We start from the raw sequence: 19,891 nt of genomic DNA, 5'->3' as shown, positions 1-19,891 counted from the left end.
TCGTTCGGTGACCGCCGTCAGACCTTCTGCGCGGCGTCGAACAGCGCCTTGGCCTCGTTGCCGAAGTAGGTCCCGAACATCAGGAAGCTGATGATGCCGTATTTGAAGCTGTTCACGGAGTTCACCACGCCCCTGCCGGTGGCCTCGTCGAACCTGAGGAACCACGGGCCGCCGCTCGCGCCGCCGGTCTGGTTGCACCGCATCCCGTGATCGCGGGTCAGCAGGATGTCGGTGAACGTCCCACCGCTGCAGTAGATGAGTTTGGCGCCGTCGTAGGGCGGTTTCGCGGGATAGCCGAACGAGTGCATCCGCTGGTTGCGCGGCTCGTTGAACGCGATCTCCTGCGAGCCGACCACGTCGGTGAGGTCCTTGCCGTCCACCTGGTTGACCACGGCCACGCCCACGTCGAAGTCGAGTTCCTCGCTCGCTGTCCACTGTGGCGTGGCCTGCAACTGCTTCGCGGGCCACTTGCCGTGCGGCGCGTTGCCGTCGGCGTAGCCGGGGACGAACACCCAGTCCGGGTGCCAGTTGCCTTTCATCCGCACGCAGTGCCCTGCGGTGACGACCACGCTCTTGTTCGCGCTCGTCACCGCCGTGCCGCTGCACGAGGCCTGTTTGCCCTCGAAGGTGAAGAACACTCGCCCTACTGTCTTGACGACCTCTCCCCCGGCCGTCCACAGCCCGCCGGGCTGGTCTCCCGGCTGGGCGGCCTGCGGCGCCAGCCACGCCGTCGGCAGCTTCTGCCCAGCCGGAACGATCATTTCCATCGGTACGGCGTCACGCATACGCCCGGGTGTCCAGTGTTCCGTCACCAAGGCCGCGGATTCCGGGGTGTCCGCGGCCGGGTGAGTCGTCCCAACGGGATCCTCAGGGCCTCCGACGGGACTCGCGTGTACCGGAACGACCGCGAGAGTCAGCGAACCGACGACTGCCGCCCCGCACGCCAGCCGTTGCCACGATCGTGATCTGCTCATGGCGAACTCCTCCGCATCCGTTGTCACACAGGGGTACGTATCGTTTACCCTGGGTTGCGGAGTCCAAACTCGACAACCTGGCGAACGGATGTCCGCGGGCCGACGGCGTGCCCGGAAATCGATCCGTACCAGGTGGTCTTCTGTGGACGGTCAGGCGAAGCCACCGTGCCGGGACCGTCGGCTTGTCGGCGTCGACCTGGGCGGGGAGAATCCCGGATTCAGTCTTCCTCGTCCCGCTTGCGGTCGCGTATCTCGTTGCGGATCGCGAGCGTGTTGCGGTGCCTGACCATCTGTGAGAGGAGCGAGGCGGCGTCGCGCAGAGCCTCACGCATGTCGAGTTCGTAGTCGTAGTCGGCCGACTGGTACGAAGCCCACTCCAGTTCGGTGTCCGTGCCGACGGCGGACACCCGCAGCCACGCCATTGTGGCCTCGATCATCGAATCCAGCTGTTCCACTCTGGCGTACAGCCCGCCCGGCGCGGCGTCCTCGGGCGGCACTGCGAACCGGCTGGGCTCGTCGGCCGCCGCCCCCACCGTCTCCCGCGCGGACTCGGCAGTGATCTCCTCGGTGTCCCGCGGTAACGCCGCGGTGAGTTCCCAGTGGTCCTTGCCGAAACGTTCGACCATCTCGATCGCGGAGTATCCGTGCAGGGGTGTGGTGCGGTAGACAACCGTGCCGTGTGCCAGGTGGAAAGCCATGCGCCGCAGGCTACTCCGGATGCCTGGTGACTCAGGTCCCGCACCACACGTCCCGGTCCGGCAGGTCCCCGCTGACCAGATAGTCACCGGCGGTCCGCTCGACACACGCGTTCGGGAACTCCCCGAGCACGGCGTGGTGACTGACCGCGACGGTGACCAGCCGCGACCGTGGCATCAACCGCCGGGTGGCCAGCGCGCCGTCGTACGGCGTCGCGGGGTCACCCGTCGAGTTGATCAACAGCACTCCGGCCCCGCTGCCCGCCACCGACGGGATCGGCTCACGCGGCCCTGCCGGCCAGAACGCGCACGGCGAGATACCCGACATGGCCGGACCCAAAAACGGGTACCGCCTGCTGCCGGACTCGAAGTCCCGCCGATACTGCCCGACGTCCCGGGGATACGCCTCATCACCGCACTTGATCAGCAGGTGTGCCGCGACGAAATTGTCCCTCGGCACCCCGGGCGGAGCGGTGAAGCGACGCAGACCACCCAGGAACGCGATGTCAGCGGGCAGCGGCTGCCGGGCCCGCAGGGTGGCCACGAACCGCCCGAGCCAGCCGAACCTGTTCTCCGCGTACAGCAACCGCATCACGATCGACCGGATGTCCGGCGCGGTGAACGGGTCATCATCGCCGGACGGGATCGGGCTGACCTCGGCGTCGGCGATCAGGCCGTCCACCCTCGCCCTGGCCGTGCGCGCGTCGGTACCCAAGCCGTAGCGTGCGTCGTCCCGCGCCGCGAACGCCGCGAACAGGCCGAACATCCGCTCGAAATGGGGCGGGAACTTCAGATCCGCCTCACGGGCGGTCCACAGCGGGCTGGTGTTGCTGTCCAGCACGAACCGATCCACCTGACGCGGGAACAACGCGACATACGCCCGGCCGAGGTCAGTGCCGTACGAGTAGCCCAGGAACGACAACTTCGGCTCACCGAGCACGGCACGGACCATGTCCATGTCGCGGGCGGTGTTCGCCGTGGTCGCGTACGGCATCGCCCACGCGGCGCGGTCCGTGCATTTGCGTACGATGTTCCGTGTCCTGGTCACCGTCGCGTCGAAACCGCCCGGCCCGGGCCAGTTCGGCAGCGCCAGTTCGCTGTCGTCGAGACCGCAACTGACGGGCGTGGACTTACCGATGAACCGGGGATCCATCCCGACGATGTCGTACCGGGCGACCGCGTCCGGCTGGCTGGCGAGCAACTGCGGCACCTGTTCGGGCAACCCCAGCCCGGACCCGCCGGGGCCACCGGGGTTGGTCAGCAGGATCCCCCTGCGCCGGGCGGGATCCGCCGCGGGCAGCCGGGAGATCGCCAGCTCGATCGTCCGGCCTCGTGGATGCCGGTAGTCCAGCGGCACCCGCAACGACGCGCACTCCAACCGGCTCTCCGGCGTGCTGCCGCACCGGGTCCAGGTCAGCTTCGGCGGGCCCGGCTGCTGTGCGACCGCCGGCGAGAAACCGGGCAACAGCACGAGTGCCACCGCGATCGCAACGAGCCGACGGCGCACGGTCATGTCGGAACCTCCGCGGCTGGACGGTGACATCAACGTGTACCAGTCCTCGGCCTGGCCCCATAAGGTCCGTTCGGCCGGGTCGCAGCGGCTATCGGTCCGCTGCCTCCCGGATGAGCCGCACCGCCTCGGTCACGCCGCCGTCCCAGGCCGGACCGTGACCGGGCAGGACCCAGGTCGCGTCGACTTCCTCGATGCGGCCGAGGGACGCCAGGGCCTGCCCGGGTTCGAGCGTGAACGGCGCGGGCTTGGGACCGGTGGCGCCGGTGAGCACGTTGCGGGTCGTCATGGTGTCGCCGAGAAACAGCGCGTCGACCGCCGGGACGTGGACCGCCACGCTGCCGGGCGTGTGGCCGGGCACGTGGATGATCCGGGGTGTGCCCGGAACGTCGAGCACCTCGCCGTCCTCGATCGGGCGCAGTTCGCCGGCCGGGCGGATGCGCAGCCCGCCCTTGCGGGCCGCGTACCACAGGAATCCGGCCACCGGCCCGGCCTTCACCGGCCCCCAGCCGCTGGTGGGCTTCTTCACCTGCAGCCGGGCCCGGGCGGCGTCGGCCGGGTGCAGGTAGGCCGGGATGCCCTTCTCACGCGACAACCGGGCGGCGAAACCTATGTGGTCGGTGTCCCCGTGCGTGAGGATCAGCGCCCGCACCTCGTCCAGGGTCGATCCGATCCGCTCGAGTTCGTCGTGCAGCAGCGTCCAGTAGCGCGGGAGACCCGCGTCGATGATCGTCACGCCATCGCCGTCGACGACGAGGTAGCTGTTGACGATGTCGGAACCGATCCGGTGCAGTCCCTCGGCGATCTTCATGGTGGTGCCTCCTGGCCGACCTCAAGGCTACGTACATTAGCCTTCGTTAAGGCTACACCAGTTAGCCTTCGGGGCAACGGCTGACTACCATGGCGGCGACTGTGGACAGGAGGCCGCAATGCCCGCGCACGCGCAGACCTCGACCGCCGCCGTCGTGGCGGCCGGACGGCGCCTGCTCGAAGAACGCGGGGCGGACGCGTGGACCATGCGCGACGTCGCCGACACAGTCGGGGTCCGGACACCGTCGCTGTACAAGCGGGTACGCGACCGTTCCGATCTGCTCCGGCTCATCATGGAAGACGTCGCCGACGAGCTGACCGCGGCCACAGACGCCGCAGCCGGCTCCGGCGACCCCATCGCTGACCTGCGGGCGTTGATGGCCGCCTACCGCAGTTTCGCCCACGCCAACCCGGTCGCCTTCGCACTCATGCACGCGCCACAGGCGGTGTCCGGCGCGACCGCACGATCGGAGCGTTCCTCGGCCACGCTCCTGCGCCTGGTCGCCGAAGTCGCCGGCCCACGGCACACGCTGCCGGCCGCGCGCACGATCGTGGCCTGGGCAACCGGGTTCATCACGATGGAGCTCGCGGGAGCGTTCCGGCTGGGCGGCGACATCGAGCACGCCTGGGACTTCGGCCTCGACGCGGTGCTGAACGCCATCAAGCACGGCAACGACTAGAACGACGGGTCGCGTCCACAAGTGCACAACGGACTCGCCCGTGCACGAGTGGTCATTTCGCGCCGTTGCCGTGGTTCTTTCATGAGGCGGTCCGCGGTGACAGCGGCAAGCAACCGCGGTACGGCAGGGTGTCGCAGGTCCACACGACGGTGTGGGCGCGATGACCTTTTGCCAGGGGGAAAACAACCATGGATCACGCACGCCACAGCCTCGACCGCCTCAGGGCGCAGTTCGCGGTGCGGCAGGCGGCGATGGCCAAGGCAGTGGCCGACCTCCGGGAGCGCAGCCGCTCCGAGGCCGAGCGACTGCGTGTGGCCGAAGAACCGGCACCTCACCAGCAGGTCGCTGACGACGAGCAGCCGGAGTCGTGGATGGTTTCCGGCTACGGAACGCCCGCGCGCGGCACTGTCGGCGGACTGGACAGATTGGAGAGCGGCGAACTGTCGTGGCGGGAAGTGTTCTCGGACACCACCACCGACCGGGACGCGAGAGCGATCCGGGCTTTGTTCGACGAACGGCTCGGTGAGGTCCAGCGCATGCGGAACGGCAGGTAGCGACGTGTCAGGTTTCCGGGTCAACAGCGGGTATCTGCGCGGGTACGCCCAGCAGCTCGAAGCCGACCGCGACCACGGTGTCGCGCAGGTTTCGAACTACAGCAACGCGCACGGCCGCAACTTCGACCGGTTCAGCGGGCTGCTGGAACCGGCCCAGTGGTACGAGTCGCTGCTCGTCGACCTCTGGACGCAGATGCTCGACAAGCAGCAGCGGTTGCTGACCGGAACCGTGGACGGGCTGCGGGCCTCCGCGGACGCGTACGACAAGACCGACCAGTCCACCGCTGGCGCCCTGTCGGGGTTCGGCGATCTTCTGGGCGAGAACGAGTCCGGCGACGCACCGGCCGGCGGCGGCGCGGTGGCGGGACCGTTCACGCAGGGCGCGAACGTCGCGATGGCTCCGCCGAAGGACGAGAACCTCGTGCAGGGCGTGTGCGAGCGCATCGAGGCGCTCGTCGGTGAGTTCACCGATCCGATCAAGCAGGTCACCGGGTACGACATCATCGGCGAGTGGACGCCGGTCCTGCTGGGCGACTGGGGAGCGTTGCGCAGGCACGCCGACGCGTGGGACCAGGTCGCGAAGGCGATGGAGGCGATCGAGGCGGATCTCAACCTCGGAATGGGCATCCTCATGCCGGAGTGGCAGGGCGGTGAGGGCACGAACGGCGGCGCTCCAGCGTTCGAGCAGCACATGCGTGACCGGGTCATCATGAGTTGCACCATGTACAAGGAGATCGCCACCCTCAACAAGGAGGGCTTCGACTACGCGGCGATCAGCTACGAGGCGATCATCACCAACGGCCTGTGGCTGCTGGAGTACTACGGCGTGCGGTTCAAGGCCGTCGTGAAGAAGGTCGTCAAGGCGATGCGGGAAGTCACCATCAACCCGAAGACCTGGTACGACCTGATCGACGAGCTGGTCTCGATCGTCGAGGACTACATCGACTTCGTGAAGAACTCCATCAAGGCCTTCGAGATCTGCGTCAAGCAGCTCATCGAGATGATCGAGCTCGGGATCACCGAGGTGAAGACGATCATGACGTGGGTCGAGTGGAAGATGAAGGGCAACTGAGCGCCGCCATGGACGCCGGGATCACCACTTTCGCCGGCGCCTACGGCATGGCGCCACCCGCGTTGGGCCGGGCGGTCGAGGAACGCGGTTTCGAGTCGCTGTTCTTCCCGGAACACACGCATATCCCTGTGCAGAGCCGGCGGGCGGACGGGAGCGCCGCGCGGCCCTACGCGGAAACCTACGATCCGTTCGTGGCGCTGTCCGCGGTGGCGGCGGTCACCAGCACTCTCCAACTCGGTACCGGGGTGTGCCTGGTGACGCAACGGGACCCGATCATCACGGCCAAAGAGGTCGCGTGCCTCGACCGGCTGTCCGATGGCCGGTTCCTCTTCGGTGCCGGCGCCGGCCGGAACCGCCTGGAGCTGGCCAACCACGGCACCAACGCCCGCACCAGGATGGCGCTGTTCGCCGAACGGGTGCAGGCGACGCGGCGGATCTGGACCGCCAAGGAGGCCGAGTCCACGGCAGGTACGTCGACTTCGACCCGATCTGGTCCTGGCCCAAGCCGTTCCAGCGATCGCGCCGCCGTACTGCGCCGCCGTACTGCGCCGCCCTGCCGCCGGCGCGGGCCGGGACACGATCCCGGTCACCGTGTTCAACGTGCCGCCGGACGACCGGATGCTCGACACGCTCGCCGACGCCGGCATCGACCGGTGCCTGCTCCTGTTGCCGGCCGGTCCCGAGTCGCAGATGCTCACCCAACTCGACGAGTGGGCACCGCTCACATCCAGGTGGCAACAGGCCACGCGGTGATCTCGGCGACTGGCTCGCATCGGCTTTTCCTCCGCGCGTGTGAAGCGTTGGTTTATGGGCACGAGTCACGGCCGCGCCTTGTTCGGGTAATCGGAAAATCCAAAACTGGACCAGTGAAAGCAAATCCTCCGCCATATCGTGAATTCGCTATATTTCGAGCTGGACCAGCGGCGACGCCTTCTTGGTCCGACCTAAAGGATAGCCTTGCCTAAACCCTTGTCACATTGCGGGCCCGTATCCGCGGTGGCATCGTTTGTCCTGCTGGCGACTTTCCCACCACGAAATGCAGGAGCGGATATGACGACCCTTGAAAACCCGGCGATGCCAGCCGTCCACGAGTGCACCGTGAGCGGTTGCTCCTACAACCACGACGGCTGCCACGCCTTCGCGATCACCGTCCGCGGGGACAACGGCGCCGCCGACTGCGGCACGTTCGTCCCGCTCAACACCAAGGGCGGCTTGGACAAGGTCGTGGCCCAGGTCGGCGCGTGTTCACGGACGGACTGCATGCACAACTCGTCGTTGGAATGCACCGCGCAGGGCGTGCGCATCGGGCAGGGCTCCGGCGACCACGTCGCGAACTGCCTGACGTACCAACCGCGCTGACCGGGTCGCGCCGCCGACGGCTCGAACAGGGCCGTCGGCGGCGGCGCGTCCTCGGCCGGCCGCGAGGAGCAGGCCTGTGCGGTTCGACGATTGCGACGAGGACCTCCGGTGGCGCAGGATCAGGTGGCGGCCCAGAACGGTGGCGTACGAGCACGCCTTTGGGTTTGCCTGTGGAGCCGGACGTGTAGATCAAGTACGCGGGCGACTCCGGCCCGGGGCCACGCTCAGGCGGCGGGTACCCGCTTGCTGCCGAGGCTCGCGCCACCACGCCCGCCATCCGCTCGTCGTCCAGCACCAGCGCGGGTTCGGCGTCGGCGAGGATGAGCTCGGTGCGCTGCCTGGGATGTCGCGGTTCGAGCGGAAGGTACACACCGCCCGCCTTGAGCACGCTCAGCATCGCCACCACCGCGGCCGCTGAGCGCGGCAACGCCACCCCGACCCGGTCGCCGGGCCGCAAGCCGTGCTCCGCGACCAGCACGGAGGCGATCGCGTCGGTGTCCCGCGCGAGTCCGGCGTAGGTCCACTCGGTCTCGCCGTCCCGTACGGCGACGCGGTCCGGCCACCGCCCGGCAACCCGCGCGAGGCAGGTGGTGATCGTCGTCGTTTCCACGTCGCTCACCCCTGTTGCCGTGGCCGATCATGACGTGCCCCAGCTAACCGTGACCACCGGCTGTTCATCCAATTGCGGGCGGTTTCCAGCACGCCGACCGCGGCTCTACGCTGCGGCGTGACGACGTGAGCCGCCAGTGAGGAGCGCACATGCCTCGGCCGGAGTTCGCGGCGCCGGGACCCGGCGCCTGGTACCGCGACTCGCTGCACTGGACAAGCCCCATGACCCGGTGGCTCGGGCCCGTCTACCACCTGACGCTGCGCCGGGGTCTCGGTGTGTCCGCCGCCCGCTACGGCGCTTTGGAGTATTACGACTTCGCCTCCGTGCACGGCGTTTCCTACGCCTCGCCACGGTGGCCCGGTGTCGACCCGAGTCTGACCACGGGCATCGACGACGCGCTGCGGGCCACGCCCGCCGACGTCCCGGCCCGGTTCGCGGCTGCCGAGCATGTCTTCGCCGACCGGCTCTGGCGCCACGACATCGACCGCTGGGACACCACGTGGAAACCAGCGCAGGTCGCGACGTTGCGATCGTTGCAGGCGGACGACCCGGCCGGTTCCACCGACACCGTGCTCGCCGGTCACCTCGACCGGTGCCGACGTGTGCTGCTGACCACGATGTACCGGCACCACGCGTTGAACCACTGCTGTCACGTGGCTGTCGGGGACTACGTCCGGCGGGTACGCGAGTGGACCGGCGCCCCGACTGACCGGCTCACCGATCTCCTCGGCGGCGCCAGCCCCGCGTCGGTCGGCGCGCGCGCCGAGCTGGCCTCGGTGCTGGCGGCGCTGGCAGCCGACCGGGACGCCGCCGAGCTGCTGCGGTCCGATCAGGACGCCGGTGAGCTGCTCGACCGGCTGCTGGCCACCGGCGTTGGTGGGCGCTCGCATCCGTGACTACCTGGACGTGGCGGGACTGCGCATCGCGACCGGGTACGACGTGAGCAACCGCTACCCGTCGGAACTGCCGAAGTTGCTGGTGAACGTGTTCCGGTCCGGCCAGTCCGGCGCGAGCGAGTCCACCGGGGACCGGGCCGCCGAGCTGCGGGCGCTGGTCACGCCGGGCCGCCGAGCCGAGTTCGACGAGCTGCTCACCGAGGCACGGGCGTGCTACCGGATCCGCGACGAGCGGTCCTGGTACGGGGACGCGTGGGCGACCGGAATCGCCCGCAGGGCGCTGCTGACGGCCGGGGACCGGCTGGTGGCCGCGGGCGTGCTCGACGACCGGGCGCAGGCCGTCGACCTGACTCACCGCGAACTCGTCACCCTGCTCCGCGGTGGGGCCGCTGACACTGGACCGGCACGGGAGTACGCGGCATACCGGTCGGCCACCTCCGTGCTGTCCGCGCCGGAGTTCCTCGGTCAGGCGGTCGAGTATCCAAAGCTGGCATGGCTGCCGCCGGGTGCGCGGCGGATCGCCGAGGCGCTCTCCGACGACGTGACACCCGACGAGCAAGCGTGGGCGAGCGAAGGGCTGCCCGGTGTCCCCGCCAGCCGGGGAGTCGCTGTCGGCACGGCCCGCGTTGTGTCCACTTTGGACGACATGGACCGGTTGGCGGAAGGTGACATCCTGGTGTGCCGGGCCACGTCACCGGCGTACAACACAGCGCTGCCGATCATCCTGGCGGTGGTCACCGCACAGGGCGGGCCGTTCTCGCACGCGGCGATCGTGGCACGCGAGTTCGGCATTCCCGCCGTGGTCGGCGTGCCGGGCGCCACCGAGCTGATCCCCGACGGCGCCAGGTTGCGGGTCGACGGGGACGCCGGTGTCGTGGAGGTGCTCGACTGACCTCGTCAGGCCCCGGTGCCCACCATGCGTGCCAGCTCGATCTCGTCGTGGATCTCGATGCCGTGCGCGCCGACGAGCGGGATGCTGGGTTTGACCTCCCTCGCGCGGTCGACCGCACCACTGTGCACCGCGGTGATCCGGTAACCGGCGCGCTGGTAGAAGCGGAGCGCCTCGACGTTGTCGTTGCTGGTGATCAGCCAGAGCCTGGTGGCGCCGAGCCGTCGTGTCTCCTCGTGCACCGCGTCCAGCAGCGCACGGCCGATCCCCGCCCCGCTGCGCAGCGCGTCGAGGGTGACGATCTCGATCTCGTCCCCGCTCCGGTGGTAGGTGAGCAGCCCGGCACGCTCGCCGTCCACCTCGGCGACGAGGGCGGGCAACCGGTCGGCCGCCAGCCTCACGCCCCGGCTGACCATGGTGGTCGAGCCCCACCGTTCGGTGAGCACCTTCTCCACCCAGGTCCGATCGTCCTCGGCAACCGCACGGATCCGCATGGCGCCATGGTGCCAGCGCCGTTCAGGGCCGGGCGTGGCGACCTGCGGCACGCAGGCTCCCGGTCGGCTGCGGCGACGGCATCCCGAAGCTGCGTTCCAGCACGCGTGCGGGATTGGCGTCACCGTTGCCGAGGCCGTCCGGGTGGTATTCGAAGTGCAGGTGCGCGGCCCGCAGCGGGATCTGCTGCCCGGTGGCCACCGAACCGCCGGTGCGTCCCAGGTAGCCGATGACCTCGCCGGCTGACACCGCCACCAGGTCACCGGGCGAGCGGCCGGCCGGGAACGCGTCGTCCACGTCCGCGTGGTCTGTCCCGAGGTGCAGGTACAGGTAGCCGGCTCCACTGGCGCCGAACAGCCGGACGCGGTGACCGGCCGTGCTCCAGCCCACCGGACCGGCCCCGGTGGCGGCGGAGACGAACTCGGCCATCCCGTCCTCCACTGCCACCACGGCGGTGCCGACGGGCCCCTTCAGATCGATCCCGCGATGCAGGTGCGTCGCTGCGCGCCGGAACCGCCAGCCGCCGCGTCCCGGCACGCCGTCGTCCGCGCCGAGCAGGTCCGGGTCGTCGCGGTAGTCCGGCCAGGACCTGCCGAGGACCGGGAACGGGAACCCGTTGCCGGGCATGCCATCGGTCACTTCCTGCTCCCTGTCGTGGAGGTGTCCGCGTGGGCCGTGGCCGCCGATGGTGCGCGCCGGGCGGCCCACGGGATCAGGTACGCGGCCGATGCGCTGCAAACGAGGAAGAACAGTGCCGCCACGACCCATCCGAGCATCCCGAGCCCGATCGCCACCCCGGTCGCCAGTGGCGGGCCGACCACCCCGCCCAGCCCCGTGCCGAGCGAGTACACGGCCTGGTACTGGCCGTGCGCGGCAGGATCGGCGAGTTCGAAGCTCAGCGTCCAGGACGCGGCCGAGGTCAGCATCTCGGCCACGCTGAACGCCACCACGCCGAGCAGCAGCAGACCGGTCGCCGGGACGGCCGACGCCGCGGGCGCCACTCCGATCGCCAGGAACGCCAGCACGAACACGTACCCACCGCGCCACATGGACCGCCGCGCCCCCGGCAGGGTGTCCGCCTTGGCCGCCAGCCGCACCTGTAGCAGCACGCACAATCCCGTGTTGACGGCGAGCAACACGCCCGCCAGACCGCGCGGCAGGTCCCCGTCCATGCCGATCCACAGTGGGATCGCCGTGGTGAGCATGCTCGCGCGGGCCACGAGCACTCCGCACAGCACGGTCATGACCAGGTACGAGCTGTCGGAGAACGCGGCCCACCGCGAAGGACGGCCTGCTGTGCCTTGCCACTGGGGCCGGGGTCCGAACCAGACGCACGCCGCGGCCACCGCCACGGCCACGGCGTTCGCGTAGAACACCGCGATGTAGGCGTCCCTGGTGTCCGCCTGCAACGGCAGCACAGCGACCAGCGCACCGACCGCCATGCCGAGGTTGGTCGCCGACCGCTGGTACGCCTGATACCGCACCCGGGTACGGCCCTCGAACAGGTGCGCGACCAGCGTCCGCACACCGACCATCATGCCGAGCAGCGCGACGTTGACCACGCCCTCGACGGCGGCGAACACGATCAACGAGTCCACCGCCGAGAACCACGGCAGCGCCGCCGCCGCGACCAGGCCGAGCACGGCGGCGACTGCCCGGCCGCCCCAGCGGTCGGCGCACCGACCCACCAGCGGCAGCGCCGCGAAACCGGCCACGTTGGCGAGAAGCAGGCCGGTACCGACCTCCGCAGGCGCCAGCCCGACCGACCTGACGAGGAACAGCGCGGAGCACACCGACGTCGCCCCGGTGCCGGTCGCCGCGAGCAGCCGGCCGGCCAGCAACAGCCGCGCCCGTCACGGCTACAGCCGCGTCGGTGAACGCGGGCTCGGCGTGCCGTGCCGCACGGGCCCATTCGATGGTCGAAGGGTCGCCGCAGACCACTCCGAGCAGCACCAGGATCGTCGCCCGTTGCCGGTCCGCGGCCGTGGGTACCGCACTCCGGAGGACCTGAGTGAGCCAGCCGGCGAACCCGGCATGTGCCGCCCCACCGACCACCGAGTCCACAGTGGACAATTGGTCGGCGGCGAGCGTCCACGTGGGCGCCGCGGTCGCACCGGACAGCGCCGAGACCAGCGCGACCCAGTCGGTGGTGGCAGCGGTGCCCGCGCGCAGACACGACCAGACGTCCCGCAGGACCACTGTCTGGTCCACCGGCGCGATGGTCGCGAAGTCCGCCACGACTGGGCCGAGGGCGGCGGGCCGGTACCGCACCCGCAAGAAGCCCCAACCACCCGTGTTCGCCACCACCGCTCGGTTGCCGTCCGTGCCGAATTCGGTCCGTGCGCCGGTGAGCAGAACGGTTTCCGCCCCCAGCGCCACCGGAATCGGCGCGGTGCCGCCGGATCGCTCGACGACCACCCGGTCGCCGACGAGGTCCACCTCGATCTCCGGGTGGCCCGCCGAACCCAGCCACGCCGACATCAGCTCGCCGACCTCCGGCTCACCGGTCCCGGCCAGGGCGCGCCACAGCTGCCCGGCACCCGCGACGCCGTACGCGTGCGTGCGCAGGAACGACACGACGCCGGCCCGGAACCGGTCCTCGCCGAGGTAGCCGCACAGCATGTGCAGCAGCGCGGCGGCCTTGCGGTAGGTCAGCGCGTCGAACATGGCCTCCGCCTGCGCGGCGGAACCGACCTGGCGCTGGACCGGCTGCGCGGAGGGCTGCTCGTCGGCCTCCATGGTGGCCGCCCGTTCCACCAGGAACTCGTGCCAGCGCTCCCATTCCGGCCGCCACGCGGCGACCGCGCGGTGGGACATGAACGTGGCGAACCCTTCCTTGAGCCACAGCTCGTCCCACCACGGCATGGTCACCAGGTCCCCGAACCACAGGTGGGCGAGTTCGTGGGCGAGGACGTCGGCGACGCGGCGCACCGCCGCCTGGTCCGCGTCGGCCTCCCGCACCAGCAGGTCGGACTCGGGGAACACCAGGGCACCGAGGTTTTCACCCCGGGTTTCGTCGCCGGGCTCGCGGGCGACGACGGGCGGGATGACGCCTGGCGCGCCTACATCCGGACGAAGTACCGCGACTTGCAGACGTACAACTGCTGGCACGAGGACCGCACCGCGGCAGGCAACAGCATCGAGAACCGGGTGCCGTTCCTTGACCACCGCCTGGTGCGCGAGATCCTGCGGGTGGGCCGCGTCGGCCGCAACGAGTCGTACGGCCGCGTCGACGCGTTCGAAACCGCGGGCGGCATCCGCGCCGTGGAGATCAACACCGGCAGCGTGATCGCCGAGTACAAGAAGACGAAGCTCAACGACCTGCTGCTGCGCACACCGCACTTCGCGGAGTTCGCGCGGGAGTTCGGCCTCGCCCACGTGGACACGATCGCACGCCTGGCCGGCGAGGTGCGGGACGTGGCGAGCGAGGTGGTCGGCTGCGAGCACCCGACCGTGGCGATCGTCGAGGAGACGGGCTGCGTGGGGTTGTGCGAGTGGATGGCGCCAGAGTTCCGGGAGCGCGGTTTCCGGGCGGTGTACGGCGAACTGGAGGACGTGGACAGCAGCGGCGACAAGGTGCTCGTCAAGGGTGTGCCGGTGGATGTCGTGCTGCGCAAGTTCTTCGTCCGGCACATCCTCGCCGAGAAGAACGGGATGGAGAAGCTGGAGATCCTGCGGCGGGGCCACCTGAGCGGCAAGACGGCGTGGTTCACGTCGTTCGACTCCGAGATGCACGGGAGCAAGGCGGCGCTGGGCCTGCTGTACGAACCCGCTGTCAGCGCGGTGCTCTCCCCCGCCGAGCGCGACCTGGTGGCCCGGCGAATCCCGTGGACGCGACGAGCCGGCCGGGGTTTCGACTTCACCGGAACGAAGGATCGCCTTGCCCTGCTTGACGAAGTCCGCGCCCGCCGCGCCGACCTGGTCCTGAAACCAGCGGCAGCGAGCGGCGGGAACGGCGTCGTGTTCGGCGACGAGGTGACGGACCGCGAATGGGCCGCGCTCGTCGCCGACCCCGACCGCGGGGACAACGTCGTGCAGGAAAGACTGCGGCCTTCGCCCCAGTACGTGATCGACCCCGAGCGGCGCGTCCGCGAACCGTGGAACGTGCTGTGGCAGGTGTTCTTCGACAGCCACGGCTACGCGGGCCTCGCCCCTCGGGGGCGCCGGGAGAGCGACCCGGGCGTCATCGGCGGCGGCAACCCGGGCACACAGAGCGGCTGCGCTTTCACCTACGCGACCGCGTCATCGGCGTCGCCGCCGCCGACTCCTCATAACCGTGCCGCCAGGCGCGACCGCTGATACGCCGCCGCACAGCCAGGCACCCGGCACTTACACGGCCAGTACCACCACCGTCGCCGCCTCAGGGCTCTGAGGAGAAGACCAGATGGGCCCCGCTCGACTTGACGTGCCGCTCCTTGGTGAACGTCCCGTCATAGTGGAAACACCGCAGACCGAGGCTGGCCAGCTTCTCCTTGCCGATGGTCTTCACCGACACGTCGGGCACCATGTCGCAGCGCAGCTGTTCGTCCGGGTCGGGCGCCTTGCCGTTCGCGTTGTCGACAACGCTCTTGTAGAACGAGCGATGCAGGTTCTCCTTGGTGAGGAACCGTTGTTCGGTAGTGATGTCATAGGTCACGCGTGTGCTGGTAGCACCCTTGATCTCCAGGTCGAACCGCACGCGGTGTCCCCGGAAGACGGCGTCGCACGTTTTGTCCCCCCGGATGTCGGGGCACGTGACCTCCAGCTCCGCGTGCGGGCCGCCGATCATCCGTTCGGCCTCTTCCCGAACCGCCAGCGTCATCTGCTCCAGCGTGCCCTTGGGCGTCGGGGTCTCGCTGGTGGGCGGGACGGGCGCGGGAGTCGTGACCTGATCGGTGGTGCTCGTGTCGATCCGGGAGCCGCAGGCTGCCGTGGCCACGAGAGCCAGGCAAGCCAGCGCGGCGGCGAATCGGCGGCCGAGCAGTGTTCTGATCGGCCTGTCGTGGACGCTCAGTTGATTGTCAGCCATGGCCATGGACCTCCGCGGGCGTGTGCTGGGGTGCGTACCGGTTCTGGATCCGGGTGGCGTACCAAGCGGTCCAGCCAGACAGCAGTCCGATCACCACGAGTAGCAGCACGACGCTGAGACCGGCCATCACGTCCGCGGACAGCACGTACACCAGCGGCACACGCAGCACTGCCTCCAGCAGCAGACCTGTCCCCCACACGGCCGACATGCGCACGAACGCCCGCCGGAACTCCGGCACCTGCGCGCACAGCTGATCGATCTCCTCGCGTTTGGCCGCGGACGAGCCCGCCCGGACCGCCACCAGGACCAATGGCTTACGGCTCGCGCAGCTGGCGAGCAGGATCAACCCGGCCACCGCGGTGCCGAAGGACTCCTTGACCAGGATGAACCGCGCGTCGCCGGTGACGAAGGACAGCACGAGGCCGATGGCGAGGACCGCGGCGAGCATCGCGGCGAACCCGTTGAACGAACGCTGCCGCACCGCGACCCAGGCGATGCGGATCGCGGCGAACACCGCACCGGCCAGCAGTGCGACCTGTTCGCTCTGGCCGGCGAGTCGCAGGCCGTAGTACGCCAGTAAGGGCAGTCCCGCGTCCCAGAGAACCAGCGCGACCAACGGGTTGCCGCCTTCTTTCCGAGCATTCATCGCCGCACTTCACCTCGTTGTTCGATCTCGGCCAGGAACTGCCGTACACGGGCGTTGACCTCGGCGGGTGACTCGCCCGCGATCGCGTGTGTCGCCGTCGGCCAAAGCTCGACTTGGGCGTCAGGGAGCAGCTTGCGGGCACGAGCGAACGCGCGCTGGGCGCCGTGGATGACGCTGCGGCCCGCTATCAACGCGAGCACCGGGACCGACAGGCCACGCAGTTGCGCGTCGGTGAACAGGACCGGGGTCGGCAGTGTGATCCGGTAGGTTCGCATGCCCTCGTCGATCACCGACGCCACCGGGTCTGCTTCGTCCACCTCGGCGCCGTCGGCAACCCAGGACAGGAACGACGTCCGGGCCCAGCGGCGAATGCCGGGCATGAGCGTGAGCGCGGTGCGCGCGAGCAGCGAAACCGGGAACATGGCGAAGGTCTGCACGGGATCGATCAGTGTCAGCGAGGCGAGTCTGTCCGGCGCACGCACGGCCAGGTTGGTGGCCAGCCAGCCGCCGAAGGAGTAGCCGACGAGATGCACGTCGCGCAGGTCGAGCGTGGTGAGCACCGTGTCCAGCCAAGCGGCTTGGTCGGCAGCGTTCCGGATGGGAGCAGTCTGTTCGCTCCGCCCCGGCTCCCCGATCAGGTCGACCGTGTACACGGGACCTCGGTCCACGAGTGCGGGAAGGTTGGGCTCCCACATGATCGTTGTGCCCGCTCTCCCGGGCAGCAGCACCGCCGGGGCAGGGCCGGGCTCGCCGAAGCGGTAGACCCGTGCGGTACCGAACTGGGTGGGAACGTCGTGTCTGCCGGTGGGAGCAGGCAGCGCGGCGAACCCGCGGTCGTATGCCGCGTCGTACTCGACACGGGCCTGCGGCGATGTGAATCCGCCGAGCTTCATTGAGTCCTCCCCATCTTCGCGATACGCTTGCATCGTAAACATGGTGGAAAGTTTTTGCAATCCGATCACATCGTAAGGACGTGCCGCGGTGCCCAAGCGGGTGGATCACGAACAGCGGCGGCGGCTCATCGCCGGGGCCGTCCGCCGCATCGCGGCCGACCGAGGCCTGGAAGCGGTGAGCATCGGCGAGGTCGCAGCCGCGGCAGGCATCTCGAAGGGCCTGGTCCAGCACTACTTCCCCACCCGGGACGCCATGCTGCGCTACACCACGCGAACGCTGCGCGACCACGTGGAAACCCGGGTGGGGACGATGTTCGCCGGCGGACTGACCGGCCTGCGCACCGCGCTGGTCGCCCTGCTGCCCCTCACCGAGGAGAGCCGGGACCAGGCGCTGGTCGCGAACGCGTTCGTCGTGCACGCGCTGAAGGACCCGGAGATCGCCGAACGATTCCGCGTCGGCAACGCGCAGCTCCACGAAGCCGTGACCGCCATGGTCACCGCCGCCCAGGAATCCGGCGACCTGGACCCGTTACTGGACGCCGCCCAGGAAGCAGACCTGCTGCTGGGTGTGGTCACCGGCCTCGGCGACGCGGTCCTGCTCGGTCACCGAACCCCTGAGCAGGCGATATCGCTCGTGGATCATCATCTGGCCCGCCTGAGACCCCAGTCGGCACGCATCGACAATATGTATGTATTGCCAGCCCGGCAGGACAACCATGTCGCCGCGCCCACGTGGGGCAGTACCGCGCCCTCCGCAGACCTCCCCACGCGTGCCCGGATCGGCAACGCCGCGATGACACTGTTCGCCGTCCACGGCTACGCCGGCACTTCGTTGCGCGTGGTCGCCGAGGCGGCGAACGTCTCGGTCGGCTTGGTGCAGCACCACTTCGGCACCAAGGCCGGCCTCCGTGCGGCCTGCGACGCCCACGTGACCGAGTTCTTCCGGACACAGCTCGCGCAACAAGGCGACTTCTTCGCCGAGGCCTGCCAGGCGGACCCTCCGGTGCTGGACTACTTCGCCCGCGCCCTCGTCGAGGGATCTCCCGACGCAGCGGCGGTGTTCGACGAATTGGTCGCCGTGACCGAGCGGCAAGTGTGCGTGCCGGACGTCGCCGTGGCAGCCCGCACTGTGGCGGCGGTCCTGACCGCGCTGAAGCTCGGCGTCTCCGTGCTACGCGACCACCTCGGCCGGGTGCTCGACGTCCGCGACGCGAAGGCGGGCCGGTTGGAGATCGCACAGGCGTTGCGGGTCATCGTGTCGCCCAGCGTCCGAATCAGCGACAGGAACGCCCACGAATCGCGGCGCGGGCCAGCGAACCACGTGACGTGAAACGTGCGGATCGCACCCGGCGACTGATCATCCGGATAATAAGAATGTGAGCTGCTTTTGGCAGACCGCTGATAGTTTTTCCTGCCGATCATTCTGAAACGATACGCCCGGCTCAAGGCTTGAACAAAATCCTACCTGAACGTAGGATACCGGCCAGTAGCATCTTTGGTGTACGAAGTCTCGTCGCGTCACCTTTTCGAATTCACTGATCAAGCGACCCCTGCCGATCGAATTCAGAATCGCGGCTTCCAGTCAAGCGCGACCAGAGCTGAGGAGGTTTCGCATGTCAGCACGCTCAGGTTTCCCCGGACGAAGAATCGGTGCGATCGCTGTGACGGCCGTGGTCGCGGCGAGTGTGGCGGTGTCCGCGGGACCGGCCGTCGCCACAGGCCACGCGGTTGCGGGGGAAGTGACCAGGAACCTCACCTACAGGTGCACGTTCCCGCTGGTCGGACCGCAAGACGTGACCGGTGCGGTCCGCATCGCCTTGCCGGATGCCGGACAGGCGGGCGTGCGCATCGTGCCGAGCGACCTGTCGATCGACGTCGAGCTGAGCGCGAACATCGTGGGAGCTCTGCGCGCTTTCCAGACCCATCACGCCGAGGGCACCGCGGTCGCGGACGTCGACACGGCGTACGACGGCAAGCAGCTCACGCTCGGCCTGCCGGGCCTGAAGATCCCCAGGAAGGACATTCCGCCCAGTGGCACGTTGAAGCTGGCGATCACGGGTGCGATGCCGGACTTCGTGGTGTACGAAAGCGGGTCGCTGAGTCTCGCGGCGGGCGCGCAGTTCAACGCGAAAGTGGACACCCGCAAAGCGGACAACACGCCAACCGCCCTCGGCGTCCTGAACGTGCCGTGCGCCGTCAAGGCGACGATACCGCCACAAGATGTGCTCTTCGCCACCATTCCGATCTCGAATTCCGCCCCCGGAATAGCGGCGCCGCACGCCGCCGCACCGCTGGGTGACATCAGCAAAACACTGACCTACGCGTGCGCGTTCCCGGATCCGGTGGGAACACAAGACGTCACCGGCACGCTGACCGGCACCATTCCCGATTCGGGCAGAGTGGGCCAGCGACTGCGGATCACGAACCTGAAGATCAACGCCGCGCTCAACGACACGATCACGAACGAGCTGCGGTCACGCGAGGTGGCCTCCGTCGGCGGCAGCGGCAGAGCGGACGTGGACGTGGACTTCGAAGGCACCCGGCTGACAATCGGCATCCCGGGCACCGTCGCACCGATCGCGGTGCCGCCCACCGGACCGATGACCGGCACGATCTCACCCGACACGCCAAGCCTCATCTTCCGCCAGCCCGGCACAGTCAACGTCGCCGCGGGACAGGGACTCAACGGCCGTGTCGACGGGTTCAAGGCCGACGGTTCCAGCGCCGGCCAGTTGCCACTGACCTGCACCGTGGCTCCCGGTCAGGACCCGCACGTCGCCTCCGTGCCGATCACCGCGTGAGC

Annotated in this window: 20 protein-coding genes and 3 pseudogenes; 11 read left to right on the top strand and 12 right to left on the bottom strand. The window is 69.3% G+C overall.

Translation table 11 applies throughout. From position 1 onward, the window contains the following. Positions 1–17: 17 nt before the first annotated feature. The 4 genes from AOZ06_RS26635 to AOZ06_RS26620 form a co-directional block, all read right to left on the bottom strand. Positions 18–974, bottom strand: a complete 957-nt coding sequence (locus tag AOZ06_RS26635; protein ID WP_054296933.1) for a trypsin-like serine peptidase — start codon at positions 972–974, stop codon at positions 18–20. A 218-nt stretch (positions 975–1,192) separates the two neighbouring features. Further along, on the bottom strand, positions 1,193–1,672 hold the full coding sequence (locus AOZ06_RS26630) for a hypothetical protein (RefSeq protein WP_054291905.1): 480 nt from the start codon (positions 1,670–1,672) through the stop codon (positions 1,193–1,195). A gap of 31 nt (positions 1,673–1,703) precedes the next feature. After that, entirely contained in the window at positions 1,704–3,182 is a 1,479-nt protein-coding gene (locus AOZ06_RS26625) for an alpha/beta hydrolase (RefSeq protein WP_054291904.1), read from the bottom strand. 88 nt (positions 3,183–3,270) lie between these two features. Then, positions 3,271–3,990 (bottom strand): MBL fold metallo-hydrolase, encoded by a 720-nt coding sequence (locus AOZ06_RS26620; protein ID WP_054291903.1) that lies wholly within the window; start codon positions 3,988–3,990, stop codon positions 3,271–3,273. A 118-nt stretch (positions 3,991–4,108) separates the two neighbouring features. Between AOZ06_RS26620 and AOZ06_RS26615 the strand changes: the two genes are divergently transcribed. The 6 genes and pseudogenes from AOZ06_RS26615 (at position 4,109) to AOZ06_RS26595 (ending at position 7,654) form a co-directional block, all read left to right on the top strand. Beyond that, positions 4,109–4,669: a TetR/AcrR family transcriptional regulator gene (locus tag AOZ06_RS26615; protein WP_054291902.1), complete on the top strand. Its 561-nt coding sequence runs from the start codon at positions 4,109–4,111 to the stop codon at positions 4,667–4,669. Positions 4,670–4,857: 188 nt separating this feature from the next. Then, positions 4,858–5,223, top strand: a complete 366-nt coding sequence (locus AOZ06_RS26610) for a hypothetical protein (protein ID WP_054291901.1) — start codon at positions 4,858–4,860, stop codon at positions 5,221–5,223. Between the two features lie 4 nt (positions 5,224–5,227). Then, a complete protein-coding gene (locus tag AOZ06_RS26605) occupies positions 5,228–6,295 on the top strand; it encodes a hypothetical protein (protein ID WP_054291900.1) in 1,068 nt (355 codons plus the stop codon). A gap of 8 nt (positions 6,296–6,303) precedes the next feature. Then, a pseudogene (locus AOZ06_RS60285) lies at positions 6,304–6,711 on the top strand (LLM class flavin-dependent oxidoreductase); the annotation flags it as partial. 184 nt (positions 6,712–6,895) lie between these two features. Then, positions 6,896–7,048 (top strand): hypothetical protein, encoded by a 153-nt coding sequence (locus tag AOZ06_RS60280; RefSeq protein ID WP_236952534.1) that lies wholly within the window; start codon positions 6,896–6,898, stop codon positions 7,046–7,048. Between the two features lie 297 nt (positions 7,049–7,345). Beyond that, entirely contained in the window at positions 7,346–7,654 is a 309-nt protein-coding gene (locus tag AOZ06_RS26595) for a DUF1540 domain-containing protein (protein ID WP_054291898.1), read from the top strand. Positions 7,655–7,847: 193 nt separating this feature from the next. On the opposite strand, the pseudogene AOZ06_RS62195 reads toward AOZ06_RS26595, so the two are convergent. After that, a pseudogene (locus AOZ06_RS62195) lies at positions 7,848–8,264 on the bottom strand (AMP-binding protein); the annotation flags it as partial. A 149-nt stretch (positions 8,265–8,413) separates the two neighbouring features. Between AOZ06_RS62195 and AOZ06_RS26590 the strand changes: the two are divergent. Both AOZ06_RS26590 and AOZ06_RS26585 read left to right on the top strand, forming a co-directional pair. Next, positions 8,414–9,160, top strand: coding sequence for a hypothetical protein (locus AOZ06_RS26590; protein WP_054291897.1), 747 nt, complete (start codon positions 8,414–8,416; stop codon positions 9,158–9,160). After that, positions 9,141–10,052, top strand: a complete 912-nt coding sequence (locus AOZ06_RS26585) for a PEP-utilizing enzyme (protein ID WP_054291896.1) — start codon at positions 9,141–9,143, stop codon at positions 10,050–10,052. Before AOZ06_RS26590 ends, AOZ06_RS26585 begins: the two co-directional genes overlap by 20 nt. A gap of 5 nt (positions 10,053–10,057) precedes the next feature. Here the strand turns inward: AOZ06_RS26585 and AOZ06_RS26580 are convergent, their stop codons facing one another. From AOZ06_RS26580 to AOZ06_RS62190, 4 genes and pseudogenes are all read right to left on the bottom strand, one after another. Continuing rightward, positions 10,058–10,543 carry a GNAT family N-acetyltransferase gene (locus tag AOZ06_RS26580; protein WP_054296932.1) on the bottom strand — a complete coding sequence of 162 codons (486 nt, stop codon included), beginning with the start codon at positions 10,541–10,543 and terminating at the stop codon, positions 10,058–10,060. A 22-nt stretch (positions 10,544–10,565) separates the two neighbouring features. After that, positions 10,566–11,180: a M23 family metallopeptidase gene (locus AOZ06_RS26575; protein ID WP_169798820.1), complete on the bottom strand. Its 615-nt coding sequence runs from the start codon at positions 11,178–11,180 to the stop codon at positions 10,566–10,568. After that, positions 11,177–12,382 (bottom strand): MFS transporter, encoded by a 1,206-nt coding sequence (locus AOZ06_RS26570; protein ID WP_054291894.1) that lies wholly within the window; start codon positions 12,380–12,382, stop codon positions 11,177–11,179. The genes AOZ06_RS26575 and AOZ06_RS26570 overlap by 4 nt, the downstream gene beginning before the upstream one ends. Before the next feature lie 118 nt (positions 12,383–12,500). Continuing rightward, positions 12,501–13,502, bottom strand: a pseudogene (locus AOZ06_RS62190) (M1 family aminopeptidase); the annotation flags it as partial. Between AOZ06_RS62190 and AOZ06_RS59115 the strand changes: the two are divergent. After that, a complete protein-coding gene (locus AOZ06_RS59115) occupies positions 13,431–14,840 on the top strand; it encodes an asparagine synthase-related protein (protein WP_338073263.1) in 1,410 nt (469 codons plus the stop codon). The pseudogene AOZ06_RS62190 and the gene AOZ06_RS59115 sit on opposite strands and share 72 nt — an antisense overlap. Positions 14,841–14,901: 61 nt before the next feature. Here the strand turns inward: AOZ06_RS59115 and AOZ06_RS26555 are convergent, their stop codons facing one another. From AOZ06_RS26555 to AOZ06_RS26545, 3 genes are read right to left on the bottom strand one after another with little or no spacing between them, the layout of a single operon-like run. Further along, positions 14,902–15,549, bottom strand: a complete 648-nt coding sequence (locus AOZ06_RS26555) for a hypothetical protein (protein WP_157233252.1) — start codon at positions 15,547–15,549, stop codon at positions 14,902–14,904. Beyond that, on the bottom strand, positions 15,542–16,195 hold the full coding sequence (locus AOZ06_RS26550; RefSeq protein ID WP_054291890.1) for a VC0807 family protein: 654 nt from the start codon (positions 16,193–16,195) through the stop codon (positions 15,542–15,544). Before AOZ06_RS26550 ends, AOZ06_RS26555 begins: the two co-directional genes overlap by 8 nt. Next, the gene (locus tag AOZ06_RS26545; protein ID WP_054291889.1) at positions 16,192–17,088 is read right to left on the bottom strand and encodes an alpha/beta fold hydrolase; all 897 of its coding nucleotides are present in this window, start codon (positions 17,086–17,088) and stop codon (positions 16,192–16,194) included. The genes AOZ06_RS26550 and AOZ06_RS26545 overlap by 4 nt, the downstream gene beginning before the upstream one ends. 88 nt (positions 17,089–17,176) lie before the next feature. Here AOZ06_RS26545 and AOZ06_RS61555 point away from each other — a divergent pair, with 88 nt between their 5' ends. Together AOZ06_RS61555 and AOZ06_RS26535 are read left to right on the top strand one after the other, a co-directional pair. Next, the gene (locus tag AOZ06_RS61555; RefSeq protein WP_083471946.1) at positions 17,177–18,418 is read left to right on the top strand and encodes a TetR/AcrR family transcriptional regulator; all 1,242 of its coding nucleotides are present in this window, start codon (positions 17,177–17,179) and stop codon (positions 18,416–18,418) included. A gap of 283 nt (positions 18,419–18,701) precedes the next feature. Next, entirely contained in the window at positions 18,702–19,889 is a 1,188-nt protein-coding gene (locus tag AOZ06_RS26535) for a DUF6801 domain-containing protein (RefSeq protein ID WP_157233251.1), read from the top strand. Positions 19,890–19,891: the final 2 nt, after the last annotated feature.

Source organism: Kibdelosporangium phytohabitans, assembly GCF_001302585.1.
In the GTDB taxonomy this organism is placed as follows: Bacteria; Actinomycetota; Actinomycetes; order Mycobacteriales; family Pseudonocardiaceae; genus Kibdelosporangium; species Kibdelosporangium phytohabitans.
The sequence above is the reverse complement of the archived record's forward strand: the minus strand, read 5'-3'. Positions and strand labels throughout refer to the sequence as shown.

Coding starts and splice junctions, on each gene's coding strand:
- AOZ06_RS26635 (WP_054296933.1), bottom strand. CDS start 974: ATGAGCAGATCACGATCGTGGCAACGGCTGGCGTGCGGGGCGGCAGTC.
- AOZ06_RS26630 (WP_054291905.1), bottom strand. CDS start 1,672: ATGGCTTTCCACCTGGCACACGGCACGGTTGTCTACCGCACCACACCC.
- AOZ06_RS26625 (WP_054291904.1), bottom strand. CDS start 3,182: ATGACCGTGCGCCGTCGGCTCGTTGCGATCGCGGTGGCACTCGTGCTG.
- AOZ06_RS26620 (WP_054291903.1), bottom strand. CDS start 3,990: ATGAAGATCGCCGAGGGACTGCACCGGATCGGTTCCGACATCGTCAAC.
- AOZ06_RS26615 (WP_054291902.1), top strand. CDS start 4,109: ATGCCCGCGCACGCGCAGACCTCGACCGCCGCCGTCGTGGCGGCCGGA.
- AOZ06_RS26610 (WP_054291901.1), top strand. CDS start 4,858: ATGGATCACGCACGCCACAGCCTCGACCGCCTCAGGGCGCAGTTCGCG.
- AOZ06_RS26595 (WP_054291898.1), top strand. CDS start 7,346: ATGACGACCCTTGAAAACCCGGCGATGCCAGCCGTCCACGAGTGCACC.
- AOZ06_RS26590 (WP_054291897.1), top strand. CDS start 8,414: ATGCCTCGGCCGGAGTTCGCGGCGCCGGGACCCGGCGCCTGGTACCGC.
- AOZ06_RS26580 (WP_054296932.1), bottom strand. CDS start 10,543: ATGCGGATCCGTGCGGTTGCCGAGGACGATCGGACCTGGGTGGAGAAG.
- AOZ06_RS26555 (WP_157233252.1), bottom strand. CDS start 15,549: ATGGCTGACAATCAACTGAGCGTCCACGACAGGCCGATCAGAACACTG.
- AOZ06_RS26550 (WP_054291890.1), bottom strand. CDS start 16,195: ATGAATGCTCGGAAAGAAGGCGGCAACCCGTTGGTCGCGCTGGTTCTC.
- AOZ06_RS26545 (WP_054291889.1), bottom strand. CDS start 17,088: ATGAAGCTCGGCGGATTCACATCGCCGCAGGCCCGTGTCGAGTACGAC.
- AOZ06_RS26535 (WP_157233251.1), top strand. CDS start 18,702: ATGTCAGCACGCTCAGGTTTCCCCGGACGAAGAATCGGTGCGATCGCT.